Raw genomic sequence first — 20,583 nt, 5'->3', positions numbered from 1 at the left:
AGATAGAAAAGCAGAAAGCCTAAAGCAAAAAGCCCAAAGCTTGTTATTCCTTCAGCTTTCGGCTTTCAACTTTCAACTTTTGACTTTCAGCTCAAGAAACTACCTTTCCCTCATCCAACCTCAAAACTTTATCAACACTGTTGGGTATTTCATGCTGATAGTGGGTAACATAAATAAGTGCAACATTGCCCAGGCTGCAAATGGTATCAACCAGGTTTTTAAAGTGGAGTTGCTGATGATCATCCATTCCCTGGCAGGGTTCATCAAAAATAAGCAGTGCCGGGTTTTTAATGAGCGCCCGGGCAAGCAGACAGAGGCGTTGTGCGCTTGCCGGGATGTTTTTGAGCAGTACGCGGGCATACTTTTCAATTTCCAAAGCCTTCATCCATCGTAAAGCAACCGCTGCACGGTCTTTATGGCTTGGCCTGAATAAGCCGAGGGTATCATAATAACCCGATTCGATTACCTGCAAACAGCTATTATCAGTAGGGAAGTATTGATGCAGTTCGGGCGATACGAAGCCGATCTTTTTTTTGATATCCCAGATACTTTCGCCTGTCCCGCGTTTTTTATCAAATAAAATAATGTTGTTAGCATAAGCCTGTGGGTTATCTCCGTTGATTAAGCTTAGCAACGTTGATTTGCCTGCCCCGTTAGGACCCAACAAAGCCCAATGTTCTCCAGGGTTAATCTGCCAGTTTACATCATCCAGCACCACCTTATCGCCATACTTAATGTGTACCTGATCCATTTTTACAATGTGCTTGTAAGCGGTCGGGTTTTTATCGATGTTGAGTAAGGCATTCAACTCGTTGGTATCAATCGTATCGCTTTTGTCCTGCTCAAAAAGTTCTGCTTTAAAATCCTGTTTGGGGCTTTCGTGTATAATAACCCCTTTGCTTAACACGGCGACATGGGTAATAGCAGTTGGAATTTCATGGATGGAGGTGGCTATTATGATGTTAATACCTGATACCATGATCTGCTCAATAATGCCATTAAATTCTTTACGGGTTTTTACATCCAGGCCGGTTAAGGGGCTGTCGAGCATTAATAATACGGGATTTTTAAGCAGGGCGGCTGCGAGCATCAAGCGTTTGGTTTCGCCGTTTGATAGTTTGATGATCTGTTTATTGAGCAGTGGTTCGAGCCGTAATAATGAAACTACTCTTTCAAATGTCCAGAATGTATTGGTGCCGGGAAAGTGTGGTATCGTATTAAGATAATCTGCAACCGTAAGCGCATCTTCCGAATCGGAAGAATTATAGCGTTGCTGATAGTAGAAATCTGTAGTGTTTGAAAGGTTGCGGAAATGATGTTTAGGCTCAACCAGGGCTATAAGCTTATGTGGCGTGGCAATATCACCGGCCTTGAAAAATTTGGAGTAATCATTCCAGAAATGATAATCTATTTCACCGCCTGTGATATTAAAACGCCCGGCTATGGTTTGTAGCAGGGCACTTTTTCCTGATCCGCTTTCGCCGATAAGGGCCCAGCTTTCGCCTTTGTTTATATTAAAGCTTAAGCCGGTAAATAATGTTGTGTTTAAAAAACGTACAGTTGCTTTATTTATTGATAGAAGTGCATTTGTCATAACTTAGCCAGTAGAGTAGCGTGTAAATGTACTCATCTGAGTTAAAGCCATAAAAAATTTTTGTGGATTTATGGCGCTTGCTATCCTTCTCCTGTAATTAAGCCGTGCGTTTTAAGGTTTCAGTTGTAGCCGGTATTTCATTGGCCTTTTTATTAAGCCGGTTCCAGGTGGCAAAGTCGATAGTGAGCGCTTTTACAAAATTTTTGCAGCTCTTGTTAGGGCATGTAAGTACCCAATATTTTTTATGCTGTTCAACATGAGGCCTGTTACCGCATTTAATGCAGTTTTCACATTGAATGTTTGGTTGTACCGGTATTATCATAGTTGGTTGGAGATAAATTGTTAATAAATTATTTTATGCTAAACCAGCACACCTGCTGTGGCCAGCCGGTGTAAACATGTAACCTTCTATAAATTATTGATATGTTTAATTGGTTTATAACTTATGTATATGAACGCTTTATGGCAGTGTTTGGTTTTAAAAATTTGAGATTATTTAGAAAATATTCGAAAATTAAATTCCGGTTAAAAGCGACAGTTTGTTTATCCCCCCCGGAAGCATATTGTATATATACCTATACAGTTAATCAGCTTAAATATCCTGTTATCGAAATTGGTTTTCGACAATAAGCCTGAGGTTAAAAAGGCCTGATTATTGCATGCCTTTTTATCAAACATTAACCATGAAAAACGCACACTTTTTATTATTCATTTTTGCCTTGTTTACTATGAGCGGGTGCTCGGTTATAGGCGATATTTTTAAAGCCGGGGCAGTAACCGGTATCATAGCTGTAATAATTGTTATCGCTATTATTATTTGGGTGATCTCTTTATTTAGGGGGAAAAGCTAATTTTCATTTTGGATTATTTTTTATATAATTAATTAAACAATTTAATTTTAAAGGGGTTGATATTATATAAAAACATCTAATCATGGAAAATACACAAGCAACCGTAGAGATTTTAAATGATCTGATCCAGATCAACAATGACAGGATTGAGGGCTATCAACGCGCCTCAAAAGATTTGAAGGATGGCGACACCGAACTGAAATCGCTTTTTACAAGGTTTATTGGCCAAAGCCAGGGTTACAGGCTTGCTTTGGGTACAGAGGTTAGTGCTTTTGGAAAAGACATTGAAACCGGCACAACCACCAGTGGCAAAATACACAGGGCCTGGCTTGATGTTAAAGCCGCGTTTACCGGGCATGATACCCATAACGTACTGGAGGAATGCGAATTTGGCGAAGATGCTATTTTAAAAGCATACCGTACCGCGCTTGAAGACGAAAATTTACCAGCTTACCTGCGCGAAACGATCAGCCAGCAGGAAAGTGAGCTGCTTGATGCTCATGACGAGATTAAAGCCCTGCGTGATACTGTTCACTAATTTATTAATGACTAATTAACTACCGGGAGCAGTTTCATAACTGCTCCTTTTTTTTATAATTACTGTTAAGTAAATGGCTTATGGCTGAGGGATAATGTTTATATTTTTAACTTGCCAGCTATTTTTCTCGGCCCAGTCACCATCAGTATACAACATTTTAACTTCCCAGGCTGATTGTTCCATTTTGCCACTATCGTTCTCAATTTTTACTGTTGATTGTACCTCGTAGCTATTAGTTGTTGTATCAATAACCGATTTAAAACTGTTGTCAGGAAAAACCGCTTTTTGAGGTTGTTTCAGCTTTTCCTTTACAAATAATTTTGCCATGGTAAAAGCTTCCTTTGCAGTTGGTTTACGGTTAAGATGAATTGTGCTGTTTTTACTTATGCCAAGCACTACAATAATAAATGTTATCGCAAAAACTATGGCAAAAAGGGTAGCAGTGCGTATATGCGGATGGCGGTGCCAGCCAATACTTTTACGCTCATCGGCACTAAGCGTTTTCCATTCAGAATATTTCATATTTTATTATGTATCACATTAAGCAATACCAATAGAAATTGTTTGGCGGTTTTGAGCAAAAAAAAACGCCCTCGGAAAACCGGGGGCATTTTTTTTAACATAAAAAGTTAAATTACTTTTTAGTAGTGTCTTTTTTAGTGGTGTCAGCTTTAGTAGTATCAGCAGCCATTTTAGAAGTGTCAGCTTTAGTAGTATCAGCAGCCATTTTAGAAGAATCAGCTTTAGTTGAATCAGCAGCAGAAGATGATGAAGAACCTTTACAAGCAGCGAAAGAAACAGCGATAGCTAAAGCTAAAAAGCCTAATTTGAAATTTTTCATGTTTAATTTTTTTAATAAGTGATTTAATAGTTTACAGCTTAATACCAGAAATAAAAAAAGGTAACCCATAATTTTGAAAAAAAATTACAAGTCACCTTTTTTATTGATGGATAACTAAAAAATCAATAGAAAAAGATTAAAAATGATATTTAACTACTTTCTATTTTATCAGAAATAATTATTTCTTGGTGGTGTCTTTTTTAGTAGTATCAGCAACAACTTTAGTAGTGTCAGTTTTAGTAGAGTCAGTAACAACTTTAGTTGAGTCAACTACAGTAGTTTTAGTAGTATCACCTTCAGTTTTTTTAGAGTCACCGTTACAAGCTGAAAAAGAAGCTGCCAGAACTAATGCTACGAATGCTAATTTAAATGTGTTTTTCATTTTCTTAATTTTTAAAATGTTAACGTTTTGTGATCGTTTGTTACTTAATACGCATTAGTTGAAAAGGTAACCCATAAAAATTAAATCTTTGTAAATTCCATAGGGAGGTAGTTTACGTACCGGCTTTTGCAAGCGGTTTTTTTATTGCAGATTTGCCTGCATAGTTTTTAACATTGGGTTACCTTGTTTACCTGCCGGTATTAACGTTAAATTAATGCAGTACACAATTGTTACAGGTCATGAAATGTAATGCCAATGTTATTAATTTATTTAGTTTGATTTTTTTTGATAATAGTGGGTTACAATTTGACCTAAATAGTATTAAGAGTGAATAAAGACTTAAAAGCTTCGGCTCCAACAGATAGTGAAATAGTTCTTGGGATACTTAATAACTCGGAAATAGTGCTGAAGAGGCTCTATACAACCTACTTTCCGATGATATTACAGTTGATCATTAACAACAATGGCGATGAGGATGACGCGAAGGATATTTACCAGGAAGCCATTATCGTTCTTTATAATAAGATTAAAGCGGGTGATTTTGAGCTAAACAGTAAGCTTAAAACATATATATACTCAGTTTGCCGGCGGCTTTGGCTTAAAAGGTTAAGCCAAATGAACAGGTACGGTGGCGATATCAGGGACTTTGAAGAACACCTGCCCGTTGAAGAAGAAATTGACAACCATAACGACAGGGACGTTCAGTTTGATAAAATGGAGAGTGCGCTCCAGTTATTAGGCGAACCCTGTAAAACCATTATGGAAGACTTTTATATAAAAAACAGATCGATGCAGGAGATCTGTGAGCGGTTTGGTTACACCAATGCGGATAATGCCAAAACGCAGAAGTACAAATGCCTGCAAAGGCTGAAGAAATTATTTTTTCAGCAGAAATAAGGAGATCAAGAGATGAGTGATAACCAACTAACAGAATTTATTGAACGGTACCTCGACGGTAGCATGACCGCCGAAGAACGTGTTCAATTTGAGCTGCTTCGCAAAAACGATGCGGCTGTTGAAAGTAAAGTTACCGAACACATTAAATTTATAGGCTTACTGAAGCAATACGGCGAACGCCTTGAGCTTGAGAATCGCTTAAACGCCATCCATAATGAAATTGATGTTCATGCTTTGAAAGAAGAGGTAATGATCCATCCGGTATGGATTGTGCGTATGTGGCGTAATCATCATTCAAAAATATCGGTAGCCGCTTCAATTGCTATTTTTGGCGTTTTAACCATCCTGATCCTGACAGGTAAGCTGAATAATGATAAGTCAAAATATCAGCAACTGAGCGAAAAGATCAACAACATGGAGAAAACGGTTGCTCAGATAGGCCATGGACGTACTCCGGTAAAACCCAAAATAACCAGGACACCTGCTAATTTCAGGGGCACCGGTTTTGCATTAACATCAAATGGTTACCTGGCTACAGACTACCATGTGATTAAAAATGCTGATTCGGTTTATGTGCAGAATGCCGCGGGCGAATCATTTCATGCTAAGGTTATTTATACCGAGCCTCAGTATGATCTGGCTATTTTACAGATCAATGATCCATCATTTAAAAATCTTGGCCCTATACCATATAATCTGAAAAGGGCGGAAGGTGATCTTGGAGAGAGCGTATACACACTCGGTTACCCGGCCGATAATATGGTTTATGGAGGAGGTTATTTAGCATCGGCAGCAAATTATTCGGGCGATACTACCGAATATGTAATTTCTGTTCCGGTAAACCCCGGTAACTCAGGAGGCCCCTTACTTGATGAAAAAGGAAACGTAATAGGTGTAATTACCGCACGTCAAACCCAGGTTGCAGGTGCATATTTTGCTAAAAAATCAACTTACCTGTTAAAGGCGATACAAAATATTCCAACCGATTCGTTGTCGAAAACGCTTAATTTGAATACAAAGAATAAGTTAGCTGGATTAAGCCGTACTCAACAGAGCAGCAAGCTCAAAAACTATGTGTTTATGGTTAAAGTGTATAACCAGTAATCATTAGCCCATTCCAATAAAAATTAATATATTAAAATTAAAGGAGACGCCGTGAGGGGTCTCTTTTTTTTGTTTGATAATAGTGTCATGTCATTGCGAGGAGGAACGACGAAGCAATCGCATACCGTACAGGGCGGTCATGCTTCCGTGCGATTGCCGCGCTACGCTCGCAATGACATAATAATTGTTGTTACCTGTCCACCTCGCCCAAAACAAAGTCGATAGAGCCTACTATCGCTATCAGGTCGGCAATTAATACACCTTTGGATAGCTCCGGCAGTACCGAAAGATTGTTGAAACTTGGTCCGCGGGATTTTACACGGGTTGGGATCTCCGATTTGCCGTCTGTAATAAAATAAAAGCCAAGCTCGCCTTTGGCGCCTTCGCAGCGTACATAATAGTCCTGTGCTTTAGGAATGGTTTTGCGTGGCATTTTAGCACGGGGATCAAAATCAGGTGTGCGCTTTAACTCTTTCTGCAAACGGTCGAGGCATTGTTCAACTATTCTTAATGATTGCTCAATTTCATCAACGCGCACCTTGTACCTGTCCCAGCAATCGCCAACTTTGCCCATCAGCCCCTGCCCAGCGGGGATTTCAAAATCAATTTCGGGGTAGGCCGAATAATTATCAATCCGCCGCAGATCCCACTTTAAGCCCGATGCGCGTAACATTGGGCCCGAGCAGCCATAGTTAATAGCTACATCAAGCGGCAAAACGCCCACATTGGCTGTGCGCGAAATAAATACCTGGTTGTCGGTAAGCAATTGGTTTAGCTCAACCATTTTAGGTTTAAAATACTCCACAAAATCTCGGCAGCGTTCTTCAAAACCAACCGGCAGATCGTAAAATAAACCGCCTACCCAAATGTAATTGTACAGCATACGAGAGCCCGACGCCCACTCCAGCATCCCCATAATATGCTCCCTGTCCCTGAAACACCACAGGAAAGGGGTAAAGGCGCCTATATCAATGCCGTAAGTGCCAATGGCTATCAGGTGCGATGCTATGCGGTTTAGCTCGCAAACCAGTACACGAATGTACTCCACACGTTTAGGGATATCCTTGTCAATACCCATCATCCGTTCAACACCCATTACAAAGGCGTGGCTGTTGTTCATAGAAGCCAGGTAATCCATCCTGTCGGTAAAAGGGATGGTTTGCTGGTAAGTTAATGATTCGGCATGTTTTTCAAAGCAGCGGTGCAGGTAGCCAATATGGGGGATCAACTCTTTTACTATCTCGCCATCGGTAATTAATTCCAGGCGTAAAACCCCGTGAGTGGAGGGGTGTTGCGGACCTACATTAAGTACCATATCCTCAACGCTGGCCCCGGCTATCTTTTTATTGTACCTGAGGAGTGCTTCTTCGTATTTGGGGTTTGTAATGACCAATTTTATATCCGGTTAAATTTATATCCGGTCATATATTGCTTGGGGTATATAGCCGGCTACCAAAAATCAGCTTTTTTTTTCATTTGTGGGCTACTTCGCTGTAAAAATGAAGTAAACAAAGCTGTGATCAAACGGCTTACCTTAGCTTATTTCGCTCCGTTAATGCCAGGAAAGTTTATTTGAGGTTAATCTATCCTGATGCCTTTGTAAAATTCGGCGTTCTGGTAATCTTTCCGTAAAGGGAAACCTTCCCAATCATCGGGCAGTAAAATCCGGCGAAGGTCGGGATGCCCTTCAAAATAAATCCCCAGCATGTCATAGGCCTCGCGCTCATGCCAGTCGGCAGTGCGATAAACAGGGGTTACGCTTTTAAATTCGGGCAGCTCATTACTTTCTTTTAGATGGGCTTTGCTTATTTTTAAAGTAAGCTGTGTTTTATAGGGGATTGATGCCAGGTGATAAACCAGACCGTAGCGGTTTGCTTCGTCATTATAATGCACACCGCTCAGGCTCGACAGGAAATCGAAATAAGTTTTAGGATTGTTCCGCAACTCCAGGCATACGGCAGTAATATCATCAGGATTAATTAACAAGGCAGGTTGCAGACCGCCTGTTTCTTCGCCGGTAATTACGGTGTCACCAAATTTTTCGGTGAGCAGGTTTTTAATATCATCAAAACTCATGGTGCAAGCCGTACTTTTTTCCAGGTTTTTTTATCAGTTTTTTTATAAAGGATGCGGTCGTGCATGCGGCTTGGCCGGCCTTGCCAAAACTCAACCAATTGCGGGTTTAAGATATATCCACCCCAATACGATGGTTTAGGCAGTTCCTTATCAGCATACTCGGCTTCCAGTTGGTTCCACTTTTGCTCCAATGCATCGCGGCTTTCAATTTCCTGGCTTTGGGGCGATACTATCGCGCCAACCTGGCTTCCCTTAGGGCGCGAATGGAAATATTTTTCAGACTCTTCTTTACTTACTTTTTCAATAGTGCCTTCAATACGCACCTGGCGCTCAAGGCCTCCCCAAAAAAATGTTAGCGCGCCCTGCGGGTTCTTGGCTATCTCTTTGCCCTTACGGCTTAAGTAGTTGGTAAAGAATATAAAACCGCCTGCATGAAAGCCTTTTAAAAGTACAATACGTGCCGAAGGCTTGCCGGTTACGGTGGCAGTTGAAAGCGTCATGGCGTTGGGTTCATGCAATTTTGCCTCCAAAGCTTCGTTAAACCATTGTTCAAACTGTTTAATAGGATCGCCCTTAGTGCTGTTTTCTGATAGGGTAGAGGCACTATAGTCCTGCCTTAAATTTTGTATTTCCTGCTGATTCATTTTAATGCAAACTTACAAATTAATTAAACCGTATATAATGATGTAAATCATTATTCGTAATTGAACATATTTTTACTATGCTTGTTACGTAATTAAACAGCTAAACTTTATGCTTAGTCCAATAGCGGCCGCGGCAGGCCATTTACTTATTTCGGAACCCTTTATGATGGATCCGAACTTCAGGAGATCAGTAATCATTTTAACAGAATACTCTGCGGAGGGAGCCATGGGCTTTATCCTGAACCATCAAAGCGAATATTTATTGGGCGATGTATTGCCCGATGTATCATACTCCGAAATGCCTGTTTATGAAGGCGGCCCGGTAGCCAAAAATACACTGCATTTTATACATTGCGCTCCAGACAAGATAGAAGGCGGCATTGAAATAGCCGATGGCCTTTATTGGGGCGGCGATTTTGAGCAGGTGAAATATTTAGTATCCAATTACCAGTTAAGTACCGAAGAAATTAAATTTTTTGCCGGATACTCTGGTTGGACACCGCAACAGCTTGATGAAGAAATAAAAGAAGACAGTTGGATTGTGACTAATAAGTTTGATATAGAAACACTGTTCACCCTCGATGAACAAAATCTTTGGCGCCAGGTGGTGATCAGTCTGGGCCAGCGCTATGCCCACATCGCCAATTTTCCGGAAAATCCGGCGTTGAATTAGTGGCAGCTTTTAGTGGCAGCAGCAGTTTTTAATAGCAGTTTGCAGTTTTTAGTAACAGTGGCAGCTTTTAGTAGCAGTAAATAATAAAAGGGCATGTTCATAAACTTACCCTTTACTTCTTATAATCTGATTACTGCTGCAACTGCCACTAACAACTGCCACTGCAAACCGCCAACTATTCCTCCCCTTCCATTTCCCTTGCCGACTCTTCAACTTTCTTTTTAAGGTTTTCTTTAAAATCGATAAGGTTTTTCACCAGGTACTCATCTCCTGTTGACAGGATCTGTGCAGCAAGGATCCCCGCGTTTTTGGCTGCGTTTAAAGCTACAGTGGCTACCGGGATGCCGTTTGGCATTTGCAATATGGATAGGATGGAATCCCAGCCGTCAATAGAGTTGCTTGATTTTACCGGTACGCCAATCACCGGCAGGTGGGTTAATGAGGCTACCATGCCCGGCAGGTGGGCTGCACCGCCGGCTCCGGCGATGATCACTTTAATACCCCTGTCGGCAGCGGCACGGGCGTAGCTAAACATCCTATCGGGTGTACGGTGGGCCGATACAACGGTTATTTCGTATTCAACGCTTAATTCGGCTAAAACATCAGCAGCATCCTGCATTACATTTAAATCAGATTTGCTGCCCATTATAATGGCGACTTTTGGTGTGGTAGTATTGTTCATGGTTAATGGTTCATAGATCATGGTTTATAGTTCATGGTAAAAGGGGCTTTAGATGGAATTTTTTAAAGCCGTGATCATCTTTACCAATACTTCATAATCAGTGTATAAATCTTTAAAGTTTTCTTCGGTGATGTAGTTTCTTCTTTTTGCAATAAAAAGACAGCTTACCACCTCAATGGCAGATCTTAAGGAATAGCCTAAAAATACCTTAAAAACTGCTTTGCTTTGTCCTGTTGATCCTTCAGCTATATTCAGAACAACAGAATCAGCTGCGCGTTTTATCTGCGATGTTAAAATATAAATTTCTTCTTTGGGAAATGACTTCGTTAGTTGATTTATTTGTTCATCCAAATCCATAGCTTTCTGCCAAACCTGAAGATCCTCAAATCTAAATGCCATTTGTTCTACTATAAACCATGATCTATGAACCATGAACTAAACTAACTAATTACTTTCAGTGTTTTCTGCACAAACCGTGCCTTTTCAATCGCCTTTTCTCTATCGGCATCTACAATAGTAACGTGCCCCATCTTCCTGAACGGCTTGGTTAAGGCTTTACCATAAAGATGGATGTAAACTCCCGGTACTTTTAAAATCTTTTCGATACCCTGGTAAATGGCAGGTCCTTCATAACCGGCTTCGCCTAAAACGTTCACCATAATGGCGTTGTTAAGGCAGGCTGTATCGCCCAAAGGCTGATTAAATATAGCCCTCAAATGCTGCTCAAATTGCGATACCACATTGCCTTCAATAGTTTGGTGACCGCTGTTATGCGGGCGCGGGGCAAGCTCATTCACCAGGATGCGGCCTTGCTTATCTAAAAACATTTCAACCGCCAGCAAGCCCACAATTTTAAGACTGTCGGCAATCTTTTTAGCTATCTGTTCCGCTTTTTGCTGGATGGCGAATGGAAGGGTAGAAGGAGCGATCAAAAACTCCACCAAATTGGCTTTAGGGTTGAACTCCATTTCAACCATCGGGAAGGTGCTGATCTCGCCGTTTTCATTACGGGCAACAATTACCGCAATCTCTTTTTCAAAATCTATCCATTGCTCAATCAGGCTCGGCTCTTTAAAAGCGCCGGCAAGGTAACTTTCATCAATTACTTTGTATACACCTTTGCCGTCATAACCATCCTTACGTAGTTTCTGGATATAAGGAAACGGGATTAAACTTTGTTGTAGCTGTTGGGGTGATGATATGATCTGGAAATCGGCAGTAGGGATATCGTTTTCCTTGAAAAATTGCTTCTGCAGACCTTTATCCTGGATGAGGCGGATAATGCGGGATTGCGGATAAACCAATACGCCCTCTTTTTCCAATTGCTCAAGGGCGTCAACATTAACCTTTTCTATTTCAATGGTAAGCAGGTCGACAGTTTTACCAAAGTTATAAACGGTTTCATAATCACCCAATGAGCCTACGGTAAACTCGTCACACAGTTTGCGGCAAGGCGCTTCGCGGTCGGGATCAAGAATTTTAACAGTAACATTATAGTTTATGGCTTGCTGTATCAGCATACGGCCTAACTGTCCGCCGCCTAAAATACCCAGTTTTAAATCTCCGTAAAATGCTTTCATATTTGAAGATGCAAGTTTAGCCTAAATCTTTCAAAAAGCCTATAAATGCTTTAAACAACAATGGCTCAACGCCGTTTTTTGGTCATCAGGTAATAAAAAACGCTGTGTACTATGATAAAACTAATGGCCGTAATAAAGTAAAGCGTTTTGTTTTCGGGGTTTAGCTGTAAACGGAAGGCGGTAATGACAAATACAACAGAGCCCGAAAAATAAAGCACCAGCCTTATAGATAGATTGTTGTAATACGCCGGGTTGGCTAAAAACAACATGGGCAGGGTCATTATTAAAATAAAGATATTGAGTAAAGCCACACTTTCGGACAAGGAGGGGAGTATCCCGTTTAGGTCCTGGCTTACACCTTTGTGCTGCAGCGAGTAATAAACCGCACTTGCTACTATGGATATGATTACCGAAAAAAGAAAAGTTTTGAAAAGTTGCCTGGCGAGTGCCTTCATAGTTATATTTATTGATATGGATTACCGCAAACTGCGCAGTAATTCTATTATTTGCAAAGTAACGCATCGGGATGCAAAATGCACTAATCCCAATGTCACAAATTGAAGATACCTGCAATCTGTTGATCTTGGCAAGCGATGTCTTGAATCTTGTATCCTGAAGTCTTGATTCTGTTATTATCTTTACGCCGCTTATGAAAGTATCCGGTTTTACCTTTATCAGGAACGCTGTACGTAATGATTATCCCATTGTTGAAGCCATTACATCCATATTACCGCTTTGCGATGAATTTATTGTAGTAGTAGGTAACTCTGATGATGGTACCCGGGGATTGATCGAGGGCATCAACTCGCCGGCTATAAAAATCATTGATTCGGTTTGGGATGAATCATTGAAGGAGGGAGGAAAGGTTTTCGCTGCCGAAACAGATAAGGCTTTTGCAGCGATATCGCCTGATGCCGACTGGTGTTTCTATATCCAGGGCGACGAAGCAGTGCATGAAAAATACCATCCTCTTATTAAAAAGGAAATGCATGAAGCTTTAAATAAACCCAATATTGAAGGCTTGCTGTTTAAATACCTGCATTTTTATGGTTCATATGACTATTACGGGCATTCAAGGCGCTGGTACCGCCGCGAAATTCGTTTGCTCAAAAATATTAAGGGTATCCATTCATATCGTGATGCGCAAGGCTTCAGGCTTGATCATCGTAAGATCAACGTAAAGCTTATTGATGCCTATATTTATCATTACGGCTGGGCAAAGCCACCGCAGGGGTTAACCCATAAGGTGCGTAACTTTAATAAGTTTTATCACGACGAAACCTGGTTTGCTGAACACTTGCCCGAAACCTATGAGTTTGATTATGGCAATGCAGATCGCCTGATCCGCTTTACCGGCACGCATCCGGCAACTATGCAAAAACGAATAACAGCTACTAACTGGAATATCGATTTTGACTCCAAAAAACTAAGGGCTGGTATGGACTTCCGCCGTAAGGCACTGCAAAAGATTGAAGACCTTACGGGCTGGCGCGTTGGCGAGTACAGGAATTATAATATAGTGGAACGGTAGATAATAAACGCTATTAAAAATAGGTATTTACACTCATAACTTTGGTGGCGCTATTTTGTCAGCGCTATTCCTAACCGGCGCGGCCAATATCTAAAAAATCAAAAAAAAGCTTAAAAATAGGCTAAATAAAAATGGTGCTTTAGCCCGTATGTGAAACCGGAAAGTGTTTAGTCTTAAAAGTTTTAAATATTGATAGTCAGATATTTAATAGTGTTTCGGGTAAAACATGATGTATTTGGTAATCAATGTGTTTCATTTTTAAAGTGTTCCGCGTTTTCACTCTCAAAAAATGGAACAGTCCTCTTTTTTAAAAAAGAACGCCGGGCTTCTTTTTATTTTTTGTGGAGAATCAAAAAATTGAGACGCCCGATTTGTTACAATTGCAAGGAGGATTTTATTGGCTTGTTATCACTGACCGTAGACATCAATGTGATGGGTTAGCTTGTAGAATAGCATCACCAAATCAACGAAATCACGGTCATATGTTCTGCGCTATCACAAAACCGCTTGCCCAGGCCCATTGAAAATTATAACCGCCCAGCCATCCGGTAACATCCACACATTCGCCGCCAAAAAACAACCCGGGAACTTTTTTAGCTTCCAGTGTTTTGGATGATAACTCATCGGTAGCCACACCACCGCGCATTACCTCGGCTTTGTCGTAACCTTTATCGCCGGCTGGTTTTACCTTAAAATCGTGAATGAGCGCGCTGATATTTTCAATGTCGGTTTTGGTGAGTGATGCCATGTTTTTTTCGGCTGGAAGTTTGTCACTTAAAGCCTCGGCAAACTTGCGGGTATATAAAGATGCTATATAAGCGAGCAGCATTTTTTTGCCGTTGGTTTCCTTTTCCTGTTGGATTAGGTCGGCAATGTTTTGATTGGGAAGGAGATCGATGTTAATGGTTTCACCAGGTTTCCAGTAGGAGGAGATCTGTAATATGGCTGGCCCGCTAAGGCCCCAGTGGGTAAACAGGATATTTTCTTCAAAGCTTGCCCTATCATTCCAAATACGGCAAAAAATACTGTTGCCTGATAACTGCTCATACCAGGGCTGGTCTTTACCAGTAATGGTAAGGGGCACCAGCGCAGGGGCGGTATCGGTAACTTTTAAGCCGAAATTGCGCGCCGTTCGTAAACCAAAATCAGTAGCGCCCATTTTGGGGATGGGCAAACCGCCGGCAGCCATCACTACACTGGCAGCGCTTATATATTCCTGTCTGCCGTTAACTTCGGCACGAACTGTAAAACCATCGTCAGTTTTTTCTACCATTTTAACTTCGGTATTTACCCAGATCTCCTGACCAAGGTCATCGCACAGGTTAGTGAAAACTTCAACTACGTCTTTGGCCTTGTCACTCACCGGGAAGAGCTGGCCGAGCGTTTTTTCTTTACCGGTGATGCCATAAGTTTCAAAAAAGCTGATGGTGTCATCAACCGTCCACTGTGAAAATGCTGATTTACAGAAATGTGGGTTTTGCGAAATAAATTGCTGAGGGGTAGCGTAAAGGTTGGTATAGTTACAACGCCCGCCGCCGCTGATCAGGATCTTGGCGCCAACACGGTCGTTTTTTTCAAGTACCAGTACCCGCTTGCCCAAAAAGCCCGCCTGCACGGCGCACATGAGGCCACATGCGCCTCCGCCAATTATTATAGCGTCAAAATCTGTTTGTTTTACTAAATTTGTACTCATGACGGATGTTTCGCAAATATCAGAATTTGGAAAGATACTCATCTTTATTATTACGGGGATAATAATGGTGTGCGTGATATTTTTTATCAACAAACTTTTAGCCCCCAATAATCCCAACGCTGAAAAATTAAGCTCATACGAATGTGGCGAAGAACCAACCGGCAATGCCTGGTTGCCATTCAATCCCCGCTTTTATGTGATAGCCCTGGTTTTTTTGCTGTTTGATGTTGAGATGGTGTTTATTTTTCCCTGGGCAACGGTATTTGGCAGCCATGAGCTTGCAGCACAGGACTCAAGCTGGGGCTGGCTTTCGCTTGCCGAAATGTTTGTGTTTTTGGGCATCCTGATCATTGGTTTGGTATACGTTTGGCGCAAAGGCGATCTGGATTGGATTAAGCCAACTCCCGTTGTGCCGCATACCGATGTGCATATTCCGCCATCCTTGTACGAACAGTTGAACCAGGAACAAAGCAGGTTTACAGTAAAAGCTTTCAACGCTGATACAGTATCAACTGCTATCGCGACCGCCACTGCTGCTGCAACTGCCACTCCCTCACCAGAGCCCGCCCGCAAACCTATGTTTAAGCCAACTTTTAAAAAGCCTGCAAATGAGTAACGATATAACCAGTGAGAACGGTGGTGTAGTGGTAACCAAAATGAACGATCTGCTCAACTGGGCGCGTTTATCGTCATTATGGCCGCTTAGCTTTGGCATCGCTTGTTGCGCCATTGAAATGATGGGCTCTATGGCCTCTACCTATGACCTCGACCGTTTTGGCGTTTTCCCGCGTCCGTCCGCCCGGCAGGCCGACGTGATCATTATTGCCGGTACAGTAACCTTTAAAATGGCCGAACGTATTAAACGGCTTTACGAGCAAATGCCCGAGCCTAAATATGTGATCTCGATGGGCTCATGCTCTAACTGCGGCGGCCCATACTGGCAGCATGGCTATCATGTGGTAAAAGGTGTTGACAGGGTGATCCCTGTTGATGTGTATGTACAAGGCTGCCCACCAAGGCCTGAGGCGCTTATTGGCGCTATTTTGGAGTTGCAAAAAAAGATTGAAGGCGAACAATTGATAAAAGCCTGATACCCGATACTTACTTTATTTAAGCCTTATGAAAGTCCTGCTCGTTCTCATCATAAGTTTTATACTTACGGCCGTTATTTCCCGGCTTTTTATTGATGATTGGAATATCATGCTCAGTGGCAATGTAGCCATGATGCTGATGCTTTGGTTTGCCTCATTAGGGCATTTTATGTTTACCAAAGGGATGGTCATGATGATGCCTGCATTTATCCCTTTTAAAGGGACTTTGGTGTATTTAACTGGTGTAATGGAGATAATTCTGGGCCCTTTGCTGATTGTTAATGCCACAAGGTATACTGCAGGCAGTATTTTGCTTGTTATGTTTTTGGTAATGCTGCCTGCTAATATCAACGCTGCCATGAAGCACGTGAATTTCGAAAAAGCCACTTACGATGGCAGCGGTACCGGTTACTTGTGGTTTCGGATCCCTTTGCAATTGTTGTTTATTGCCTGGGTTTTATATTTTTCGGTTGGGATTTAGTTGTTGATTTTTAAGGATATAGATTATCTTTAAGCAATTAACCAATTATGAAAAAAATAACCCAAAACCTGCTGATCATTTTGATAAGTGCTTTATCTGTATCTGCTTTCGCACAAACATCAAGTCCTAAACAGCCATTTTTTCCAAAGGGCACAATATTGTATAATGATGTTAATTATGCCGGTGATACTTTAAAGAAACACTTGCTGGATATTTACCTGCCGCCGACGGCAAAAGATAGTTACCCGGTTATTATCTGGATCCACGGCGGAGCCTGGATGCTGAATGATAAATATGCCGATATGGGCTATATGCAGAAAACCGTTCAGGGCTTTATTGATAATGGTTATGCCGTTGCTTCTATCGATTATCGCTGGAGTACTACTGCGCCATTTCCCGCGCAAATCCGGGATTGTAACCAGGCTGTTGAATTTCTTTATCAAAACGCATCAAAATATAAACTCAACAGAGATAAGTTTGGGGTGATCGGTTTTTCGGCCGGAGGGCATCTGGCATCCTTACTGGCTTTATCCAATAACAATAATATAAAAGAGTTTTATCCGGGAGGAAGCAAGCCTCATTTTAAAATAAAACTGGCGCTTGATTTTTATGGGCCATCAAATTTCCTTTCACTCAAAGGTACCGATGTTAATGATCCTAAAAGCCCGGTTAACCTGCTGCTTGGTGCTTATGCTATCGAGCGGCCCGATCTGGCCAATATAGCCAGTCCGGTTACCTACATTGATAAAAACGATCAGCCGTTTCTCATTGTTCAGGGTGAAAAGGATGAATCGGTCAATTACACCCAATCGGTTTTGCTAAGTTCATACCTTAAACTTGCCGGTGTTAAAAATGAACTTATTATTGTGCCTAACGCGCCGCACTATGGGGTGATGTTTGATGCCGAAGAGATCAGGAAAAGGGTGTTTTATTTTATGGATGAGTATCTGAAGTAATAATCTGATTGCGGGAAGCCAATTGGTTAAAAATGTATTTCATATATAATTTATAGCATCTTAAAAGTCTTCTATTTAAATTTGATTGTTTTTAAATGTAGAGACGCATAATTGCGTCTTCCGCATGCAATTTCCGACAGGATTAGAAGCCTTTAAATCGGCTTGTCTTCCGGGAGACGCAATTATGCGTCTCTACAAAAATTTCTATTCTTTTTTAAACAGCACCCTAAAAGCATAAATTTACACTTTTGTAATTTCTGTCATGTTAAAAAAAGTAAACCCGAAGAAGAAGAGTAAACTTGTCAATATCCTGTTCGCCGGGTTTATAACGGGTACGCTTGATGGACTTGCAGCCATGATCCTGAACTATAAAATAAACCCTGGTGTTATTTTTAAGTTTATTGCCAGCGGCGCTTTCGGACCAGCAGCTTTTGCAGGTGGGGCAGAGATTATAGTTGCCGGGATTGTTTTTCATTATGTGATCGCTTTTATATTCAGCGCGGTGTTTTTTCTGCTTTATCCCTTCTTTTATAATGGATTGCGCAATAAATATTTCGTGGCTGTTACTTACGGGATAGCTGCCTGGCTCATCATGAATTTAGGTGTTGTGCCGCTGAGTAAAATAACCATGAAGCCGGGATATCATATCCCGGTAAGTACTATTCTGACCGGGATGTTAACGCTGATAATTTGTGTTGGTTTACCCGTGGTTTTCATTGCCGATAGAGAAAACCAGAAATTCAAATAGTTATGATGATGGGAATGCAAATTTTAAATACTGACCGTTTGGGCTTGCGCGGATTACTTGAGTCGGATGCACCGCAAATATTGGCTCTCCGCTCCAATGCCGAAGTGAACAAACACCTTGACCGTGCTGCTAATACCACTGTTGATGAAGCGCTATCATTTATTAAAAAGATAGAGGTTATTGTGAGTAATAACGAAGGCTTTTATTGGGCTATAACCTTAAAAGACAAGGATGAGCTGATAGGAACCATTTGTTACTGGAACCTTAATGCTGCCAATAAAAGTGCAGAAATAGGTTATGAACTCCACCCGGATTATCATGGGCAGGGCTTTATGCAGGAAGCCATTTCAGCGGTTTTGGCCTTTGGTTTTAATGATCAGCATTTTGAATTGATAACTGCCTGTCCGAAACAAGGGAACGAAAGTTCTATGAAGTTATTGAAGAAAACAGGTTTTTCGCTTACGGGAGATTTTACAGATGCGGAAACTGGCAGCACATATCTCGATTTTAGAATGAATAAAGCCGATTACTTAACAGGCCTGTCATAAATGGAAAAACCCGGCTTCAACAGCCGGGTTTTTCGTGGATTTAAAATTTAAACAAAGTATTTTGTGATTAAGGCATCATGACGCCGTTAACACCGTGTACAACACCGTTGCTTGCTTGTGTGTCAAACGCGGTAACCAATACAGCGTTGCCTTTGGCATCGGTGATCTGCAAATTGCTTTTATCGTTTACGGATAAATGCAAAGTTTGTCCGTCGATGGTTTTCAGATCGGCTTTGCCTTTACCTGCACCTAAGGCTTTAATGATATCAGTCTTGGTGTATTTACCTGCAACTACGTGATATTTCAATATCGGGGCAAATTTAGCAGGGTCTTTCATCAGGGCATCAAACTGCGCTTTGGGTAATTTACTGAAAGCTACATCATTTGGTGCAAATATGGTAAACGGGCCAGCTGCCTGCAAAGTTGGCTCAAGCTGAGCTGATTTTATTGCAAGGGCCATTGGCGCGTAGTTAGTTGAAGTTGCCATTACGCCAACCACATCGCCAGATGCGGCAGCTGTAGAAGTGGCTGCAGGAGCAGCAGTTGTTTTAGCAGTGTCCTTTTTGGTTGTATCCTGTGTTTGGGCTATTGCCTTGTTTGATAAAAAACCAATAGCTAATGAAGCAACGGCTATTAAAACTGACTTTTTCATGTTCATCTTTCTTTCTGTTTTTTTAGTGAATTAAAATGTAATGAGTAGTCGTTTTTATCGATATAAATTAATTAAGAGTTATTTATTTGGTGAATTACTATAGTTTAATAACTTTTAATTACGTAAAATAGTTTTGATTTATTAACATTTGTGCTTAAACGCGTGATGTTCAGGAAGAAAAAAAGAGGGGAGGGTAGCAGATTTGAGACGCAAGATTTGAGATTAAGCGTTTTGGGAAAAGTAAATTATGCATCCCTATAAACAGAAACGACCACCCTGATGTATCAGGTAGTCATCTATCCGTTTGTCGCTTGATAAAGAGATTTATTGCCGGGCTTTTTGCAGCTCGTTAAACTTTGCAATGAGCTTATCGATACTCTTTAGATTAAATTTATGTTCATGGATCTGATCAACCAGGTCAGGTTCATCGCCCATAATATCGCTCATGATATCTTCAAAATTTTCGTCGGTAAGGCGTTTCATGCCGGCAGTAGTTTCGCCGTAATAGTAGGTTGTTTTTGAACTGCCGCCGCGGCCGCCACCGCCGCCAAGGTTAATTCCGATGCCGCCGCCAATTCCGCCGCCGTAACCTCCGCTTCCGTAGCCCGCTGATATCCCCGGTGTAATGCCAAAGCCGCTGCCACCGCCGCCTTTACCTCCCTTAGCCATAAATAGCTTCACCGGCTCGTCAAGCACTACTTTTACAAAGTCGGTTTCTTCTTTGGTCCACGATTCGTTTGCGGGGGCATGCGCCACAACAAAACTATCCTGGCCAACAACAAATGATCTTAAATCGCTTGCGCTTAATTTGTATGGATTAGTTTTTTCGCTTTCCTTAAACTCAATGAAACCCTCACCTTTTATCGGCCCTTTTCCCGAAGGATTAGTGCGGATCAGCCCGGTTTCGCGGTTGCCCTTCACATCGGTAAAACTACCTTGTTGCCATTTTTGCGATTTTGCTGATACAAAACACAGCATAAAAAATAAAATGATTAAAATTGAGCGCATAACATGTTCAGAA

General features: G+C 41.4%; 27 protein-coding genes. 12 read left to right on the top strand and 15 right to left on the bottom strand.

The annotated features are described in order from the left end of the window. Nucleotides 1-91: 91 nt before the first annotated feature. Nucleotides 92-1,594, bottom strand: coding sequence for an ATP-binding cassette domain-containing protein (locus ABIC84_RS14085; protein ID WP_429263930.1), 1,503 nt, complete (start codon nt 1,592-1,594; stop codon nt 92-94). Between the two features lie 97 nt (nt 1,595-1,691). Next, nucleotides 1,692-1,916, bottom strand: coding sequence for a hypothetical protein (locus ABIC84_RS14080; protein ID WP_090524834.1), 225 nt, complete (start codon nt 1,914-1,916; stop codon nt 1,692-1,694). Between the two features lie 361 nt (nt 1,917-2,277). Between ABIC84_RS14080 and ABIC84_RS14075 the strand changes: the two genes are divergently transcribed. Beyond that, entirely contained in the window at nt 2,278-2,445 is a 168-nt protein-coding gene (locus tag ABIC84_RS14075) for a phosphatidate cytidylyltransferase (protein ID WP_429263929.1), read from the top strand. 82 nt (nt 2,446-2,527) lie between these two features. Continuing rightward, nucleotides 2,528-2,983: a PA2169 family four-helix-bundle protein gene (locus tag ABIC84_RS14070; RefSeq protein WP_373614117.1), complete on the top strand. Its 456-nt coding sequence runs from the start codon at nt 2,528-2,530 to the stop codon at nt 2,981-2,983. A 78-nt stretch (nt 2,984-3,061) separates the two neighbouring features. Here the strand turns inward: ABIC84_RS14070 and ABIC84_RS14065 are convergent, their stop codons facing one another. The 3 genes from ABIC84_RS14065 to ABIC84_RS14055 form a co-directional block, all read right to left on the bottom strand. Then, nucleotides 3,062-3,505: a hypothetical protein gene (locus ABIC84_RS14065; protein ID WP_429263928.1), complete on the bottom strand. Its 444-nt coding sequence runs from the start codon at nt 3,503-3,505 to the stop codon at nt 3,062-3,064. A gap of 112 nt (nt 3,506-3,617) precedes the next feature. Continuing rightward, complete coding sequence (locus tag ABIC84_RS14060; RefSeq protein ID WP_090526183.1) at nt 3,618-3,824, bottom strand: hypothetical protein; 207 nt, start codon at nt 3,822-3,824, stop codon at nt 3,618-3,620. 178 nt (nt 3,825-4,002) lie between these two features. After that, complete coding sequence (locus tag ABIC84_RS14055; RefSeq protein WP_090524841.1) at nt 4,003-4,206, bottom strand: hypothetical protein; 204 nt, start codon at nt 4,204-4,206, stop codon at nt 4,003-4,005. Between the two features lie 327 nt (nt 4,207-4,533). Between ABIC84_RS14055 and ABIC84_RS14050 the strand changes: the two genes are divergently transcribed. Beyond that, on the top strand, nt 4,534-5,103 hold the full coding sequence (locus ABIC84_RS14050; protein WP_429263927.1) for an RNA polymerase sigma factor: 570 nt from the start codon (nt 4,534-4,536) through the stop codon (nt 5,101-5,103). Nucleotides 5,104-5,115: 12 nt separating this feature from the next. Beyond that, complete coding sequence (locus ABIC84_RS14045) at nt 5,116-6,207, top strand: S1C family serine protease (RefSeq protein WP_413321719.1); 1,092 nt, start codon at nt 5,116-5,118, stop codon at nt 6,205-6,207. Between the two features lie 190 nt (nt 6,208-6,397). On the opposite strand, the gene ABIC84_RS14040 is transcribed toward ABIC84_RS14045, so the two are convergent. From ABIC84_RS14040 to pdxH, 3 genes are all read right to left on the bottom strand, one after another. Then, nucleotides 6,398-7,522 (bottom strand): NADH-quinone oxidoreductase subunit D, encoded by a 1,125-nt coding sequence (locus tag ABIC84_RS14040; protein ID WP_429264021.1) that lies wholly within the window; start codon nt 7,520-7,522, stop codon nt 6,398-6,400. Nucleotides 7,523-7,785: 263 nt separating this feature from the next. Next, a complete protein-coding gene (locus ABIC84_RS14035) occupies nt 7,786-8,283 on the bottom strand; it encodes an NADH-quinone oxidoreductase subunit C (protein WP_429263926.1) in 498 nt (165 codons plus the stop codon). Further along, nucleotides 8,280-8,927, bottom strand: a complete 648-nt coding sequence (gene pdxH / locus ABIC84_RS14030) for a pyridoxamine 5'-phosphate oxidase (RefSeq protein WP_429263925.1) — start codon at nt 8,925-8,927, stop codon at nt 8,280-8,282. Before pdxH ends, ABIC84_RS14035 begins: the two co-directional genes overlap by 4 nt. A 109-nt stretch (nt 8,928-9,036) precedes the next feature. Here pdxH and ABIC84_RS14025 point away from each other — a divergent pair, with 109 nt between their 5' ends. Then, nucleotides 9,037-9,600, top strand: coding sequence for a YqgE/AlgH family protein (locus ABIC84_RS14025; protein WP_176624059.1), 564 nt, complete (start codon nt 9,037-9,039; stop codon nt 9,598-9,600). Between the two features lie 175 nt (nt 9,601-9,775). On the opposite strand, the gene purE is transcribed toward ABIC84_RS14025, so the two are convergent. The 4 genes from purE to ABIC84_RS14005 form a co-directional block, all read right to left on the bottom strand. Then, on the bottom strand, nt 9,776-10,303 hold the full coding sequence (gene purE / locus ABIC84_RS14020) for a 5-(carboxyamino)imidazole ribonucleotide mutase (RefSeq protein WP_429263924.1): 528 nt from the start codon (nt 10,301-10,303) through the stop codon (nt 9,776-9,778). Between the two features lie 27 nt (nt 10,304-10,330). Continuing rightward, nucleotides 10,331-10,681, bottom strand: a complete 351-nt coding sequence (locus ABIC84_RS14015) for a four helix bundle protein (protein ID WP_429263923.1) — start codon at nt 10,679-10,681, stop codon at nt 10,331-10,333. 41 nt (nt 10,682-10,722) lie between these two features. Beyond that, complete coding sequence (locus ABIC84_RS14010) at nt 10,723-11,862, bottom strand: 5-(carboxyamino)imidazole ribonucleotide synthase (protein WP_091210454.1); 1,140 nt, start codon at nt 11,860-11,862, stop codon at nt 10,723-10,725. Nucleotides 11,863-11,927: 65 nt separating this feature from the next. Further along, nucleotides 11,928-12,317 carry a hypothetical protein gene (locus ABIC84_RS14005; RefSeq protein WP_090524856.1) on the bottom strand — a complete coding sequence of 130 codons (390 nt, stop codon included), beginning with the start codon at nt 12,315-12,317 and terminating at the stop codon, nt 11,928-11,930. Between the two features lie 194 nt (nt 12,318-12,511). On the opposite strand from ABIC84_RS14005, the gene ABIC84_RS14000 reads away from it, so the two are divergent. Continuing rightward, on the top strand, nt 12,512-13,393 hold the full coding sequence (locus ABIC84_RS14000; protein WP_429263922.1) for a glycosyltransferase family 2 protein: 882 nt from the start codon (nt 12,512-12,514) through the stop codon (nt 13,391-13,393). A gap of 478 nt (nt 13,394-13,871) precedes the next feature. Here ABIC84_RS14000 and ABIC84_RS13995 read toward each other — a convergent pair whose 3' ends face one another. Beyond that, nucleotides 13,872-15,086 (bottom strand): NAD(P)/FAD-dependent oxidoreductase, encoded by a 1,215-nt coding sequence (locus ABIC84_RS13995; protein WP_429263921.1) that lies wholly within the window; start codon nt 15,084-15,086, stop codon nt 13,872-13,874. Here ABIC84_RS13995 and ABIC84_RS13990 point away from each other — a divergent pair. The 6 genes from ABIC84_RS13990 (at nt 15,085) to ABIC84_RS13965 (ending at nt 18,910) form a co-directional block, all read left to right on the top strand. Beyond that, nucleotides 15,085-15,702 carry an NADH-quinone oxidoreductase subunit A gene (locus ABIC84_RS13990; protein WP_429263920.1) on the top strand — a complete coding sequence of 206 codons (618 nt, stop codon included), beginning with the start codon at nt 15,085-15,087 and terminating at the stop codon, nt 15,700-15,702. The genes ABIC84_RS13995 and ABIC84_RS13990 overlap by 2 nt on opposite strands. Further along, a complete protein-coding gene (locus tag ABIC84_RS13985) occupies nt 15,695-16,177 on the top strand; it encodes an NADH-quinone oxidoreductase subunit B (RefSeq protein ID WP_176624065.1) in 483 nt (160 codons plus the stop codon). The genes ABIC84_RS13990 and ABIC84_RS13985 overlap by 8 nt, the downstream gene beginning before the upstream one ends. A 28-nt stretch (nt 16,178-16,205) precedes the next feature. Beyond that, complete coding sequence (locus tag ABIC84_RS13980; RefSeq protein WP_429263919.1) at nt 16,206-16,658, top strand: DoxX family protein; 453 nt, start codon at nt 16,206-16,208, stop codon at nt 16,656-16,658. 47 nt (nt 16,659-16,705) lie between these two features. Beyond that, nucleotides 16,706-17,614, top strand: coding sequence for an alpha/beta hydrolase fold domain-containing protein (locus ABIC84_RS13975; protein ID WP_429263918.1), 909 nt, complete (start codon nt 16,706-16,708; stop codon nt 17,612-17,614). A 262-nt stretch (nt 17,615-17,876) separates the two neighbouring features. Further along, nucleotides 17,877-18,362, top strand: a complete 486-nt coding sequence (locus tag ABIC84_RS13970) for a hypothetical protein (RefSeq protein ID WP_429263917.1) — start codon at nt 17,877-17,879, stop codon at nt 18,360-18,362. Between the two features lie 14 nt (nt 18,363-18,376). Continuing rightward, complete coding sequence (locus ABIC84_RS13965; protein ID WP_429263916.1) at nt 18,377-18,910, top strand: GNAT family N-acetyltransferase; 534 nt, start codon at nt 18,377-18,379, stop codon at nt 18,908-18,910. Between the two features lie 67 nt (nt 18,911-18,977). Here the strand turns inward: ABIC84_RS13965 and ABIC84_RS13960 are convergent, their stop codons facing one another. Further along, on the bottom strand, nt 18,978-19,562 hold the full coding sequence (locus tag ABIC84_RS13960) for a fasciclin domain-containing protein (RefSeq protein WP_429263915.1): 585 nt from the start codon (nt 19,560-19,562) through the stop codon (nt 18,978-18,980). Between the two features lie 324 nt (nt 19,563-19,886). Further along, entirely contained in the window at nt 19,887-20,540 is a 654-nt protein-coding gene (locus ABIC84_RS13955) for a hypothetical protein (protein ID WP_429263914.1), read from the bottom strand. Between the last annotated feature and the right edge of the window lie 43 nt (nt 20,541-20,583).

It is taken from the genome of Mucilaginibacter sp. 3215 (genome assembly GCF_050433785.1).
Lineage (GTDB): Bacteria > Bacteroidota > Bacteroidia > Sphingobacteriales > Sphingobacteriaceae > Mucilaginibacter.
The sequence above is the reverse complement of the archived record's forward strand: the minus strand, read 5'-3'. Positions and strand labels throughout refer to the sequence as shown.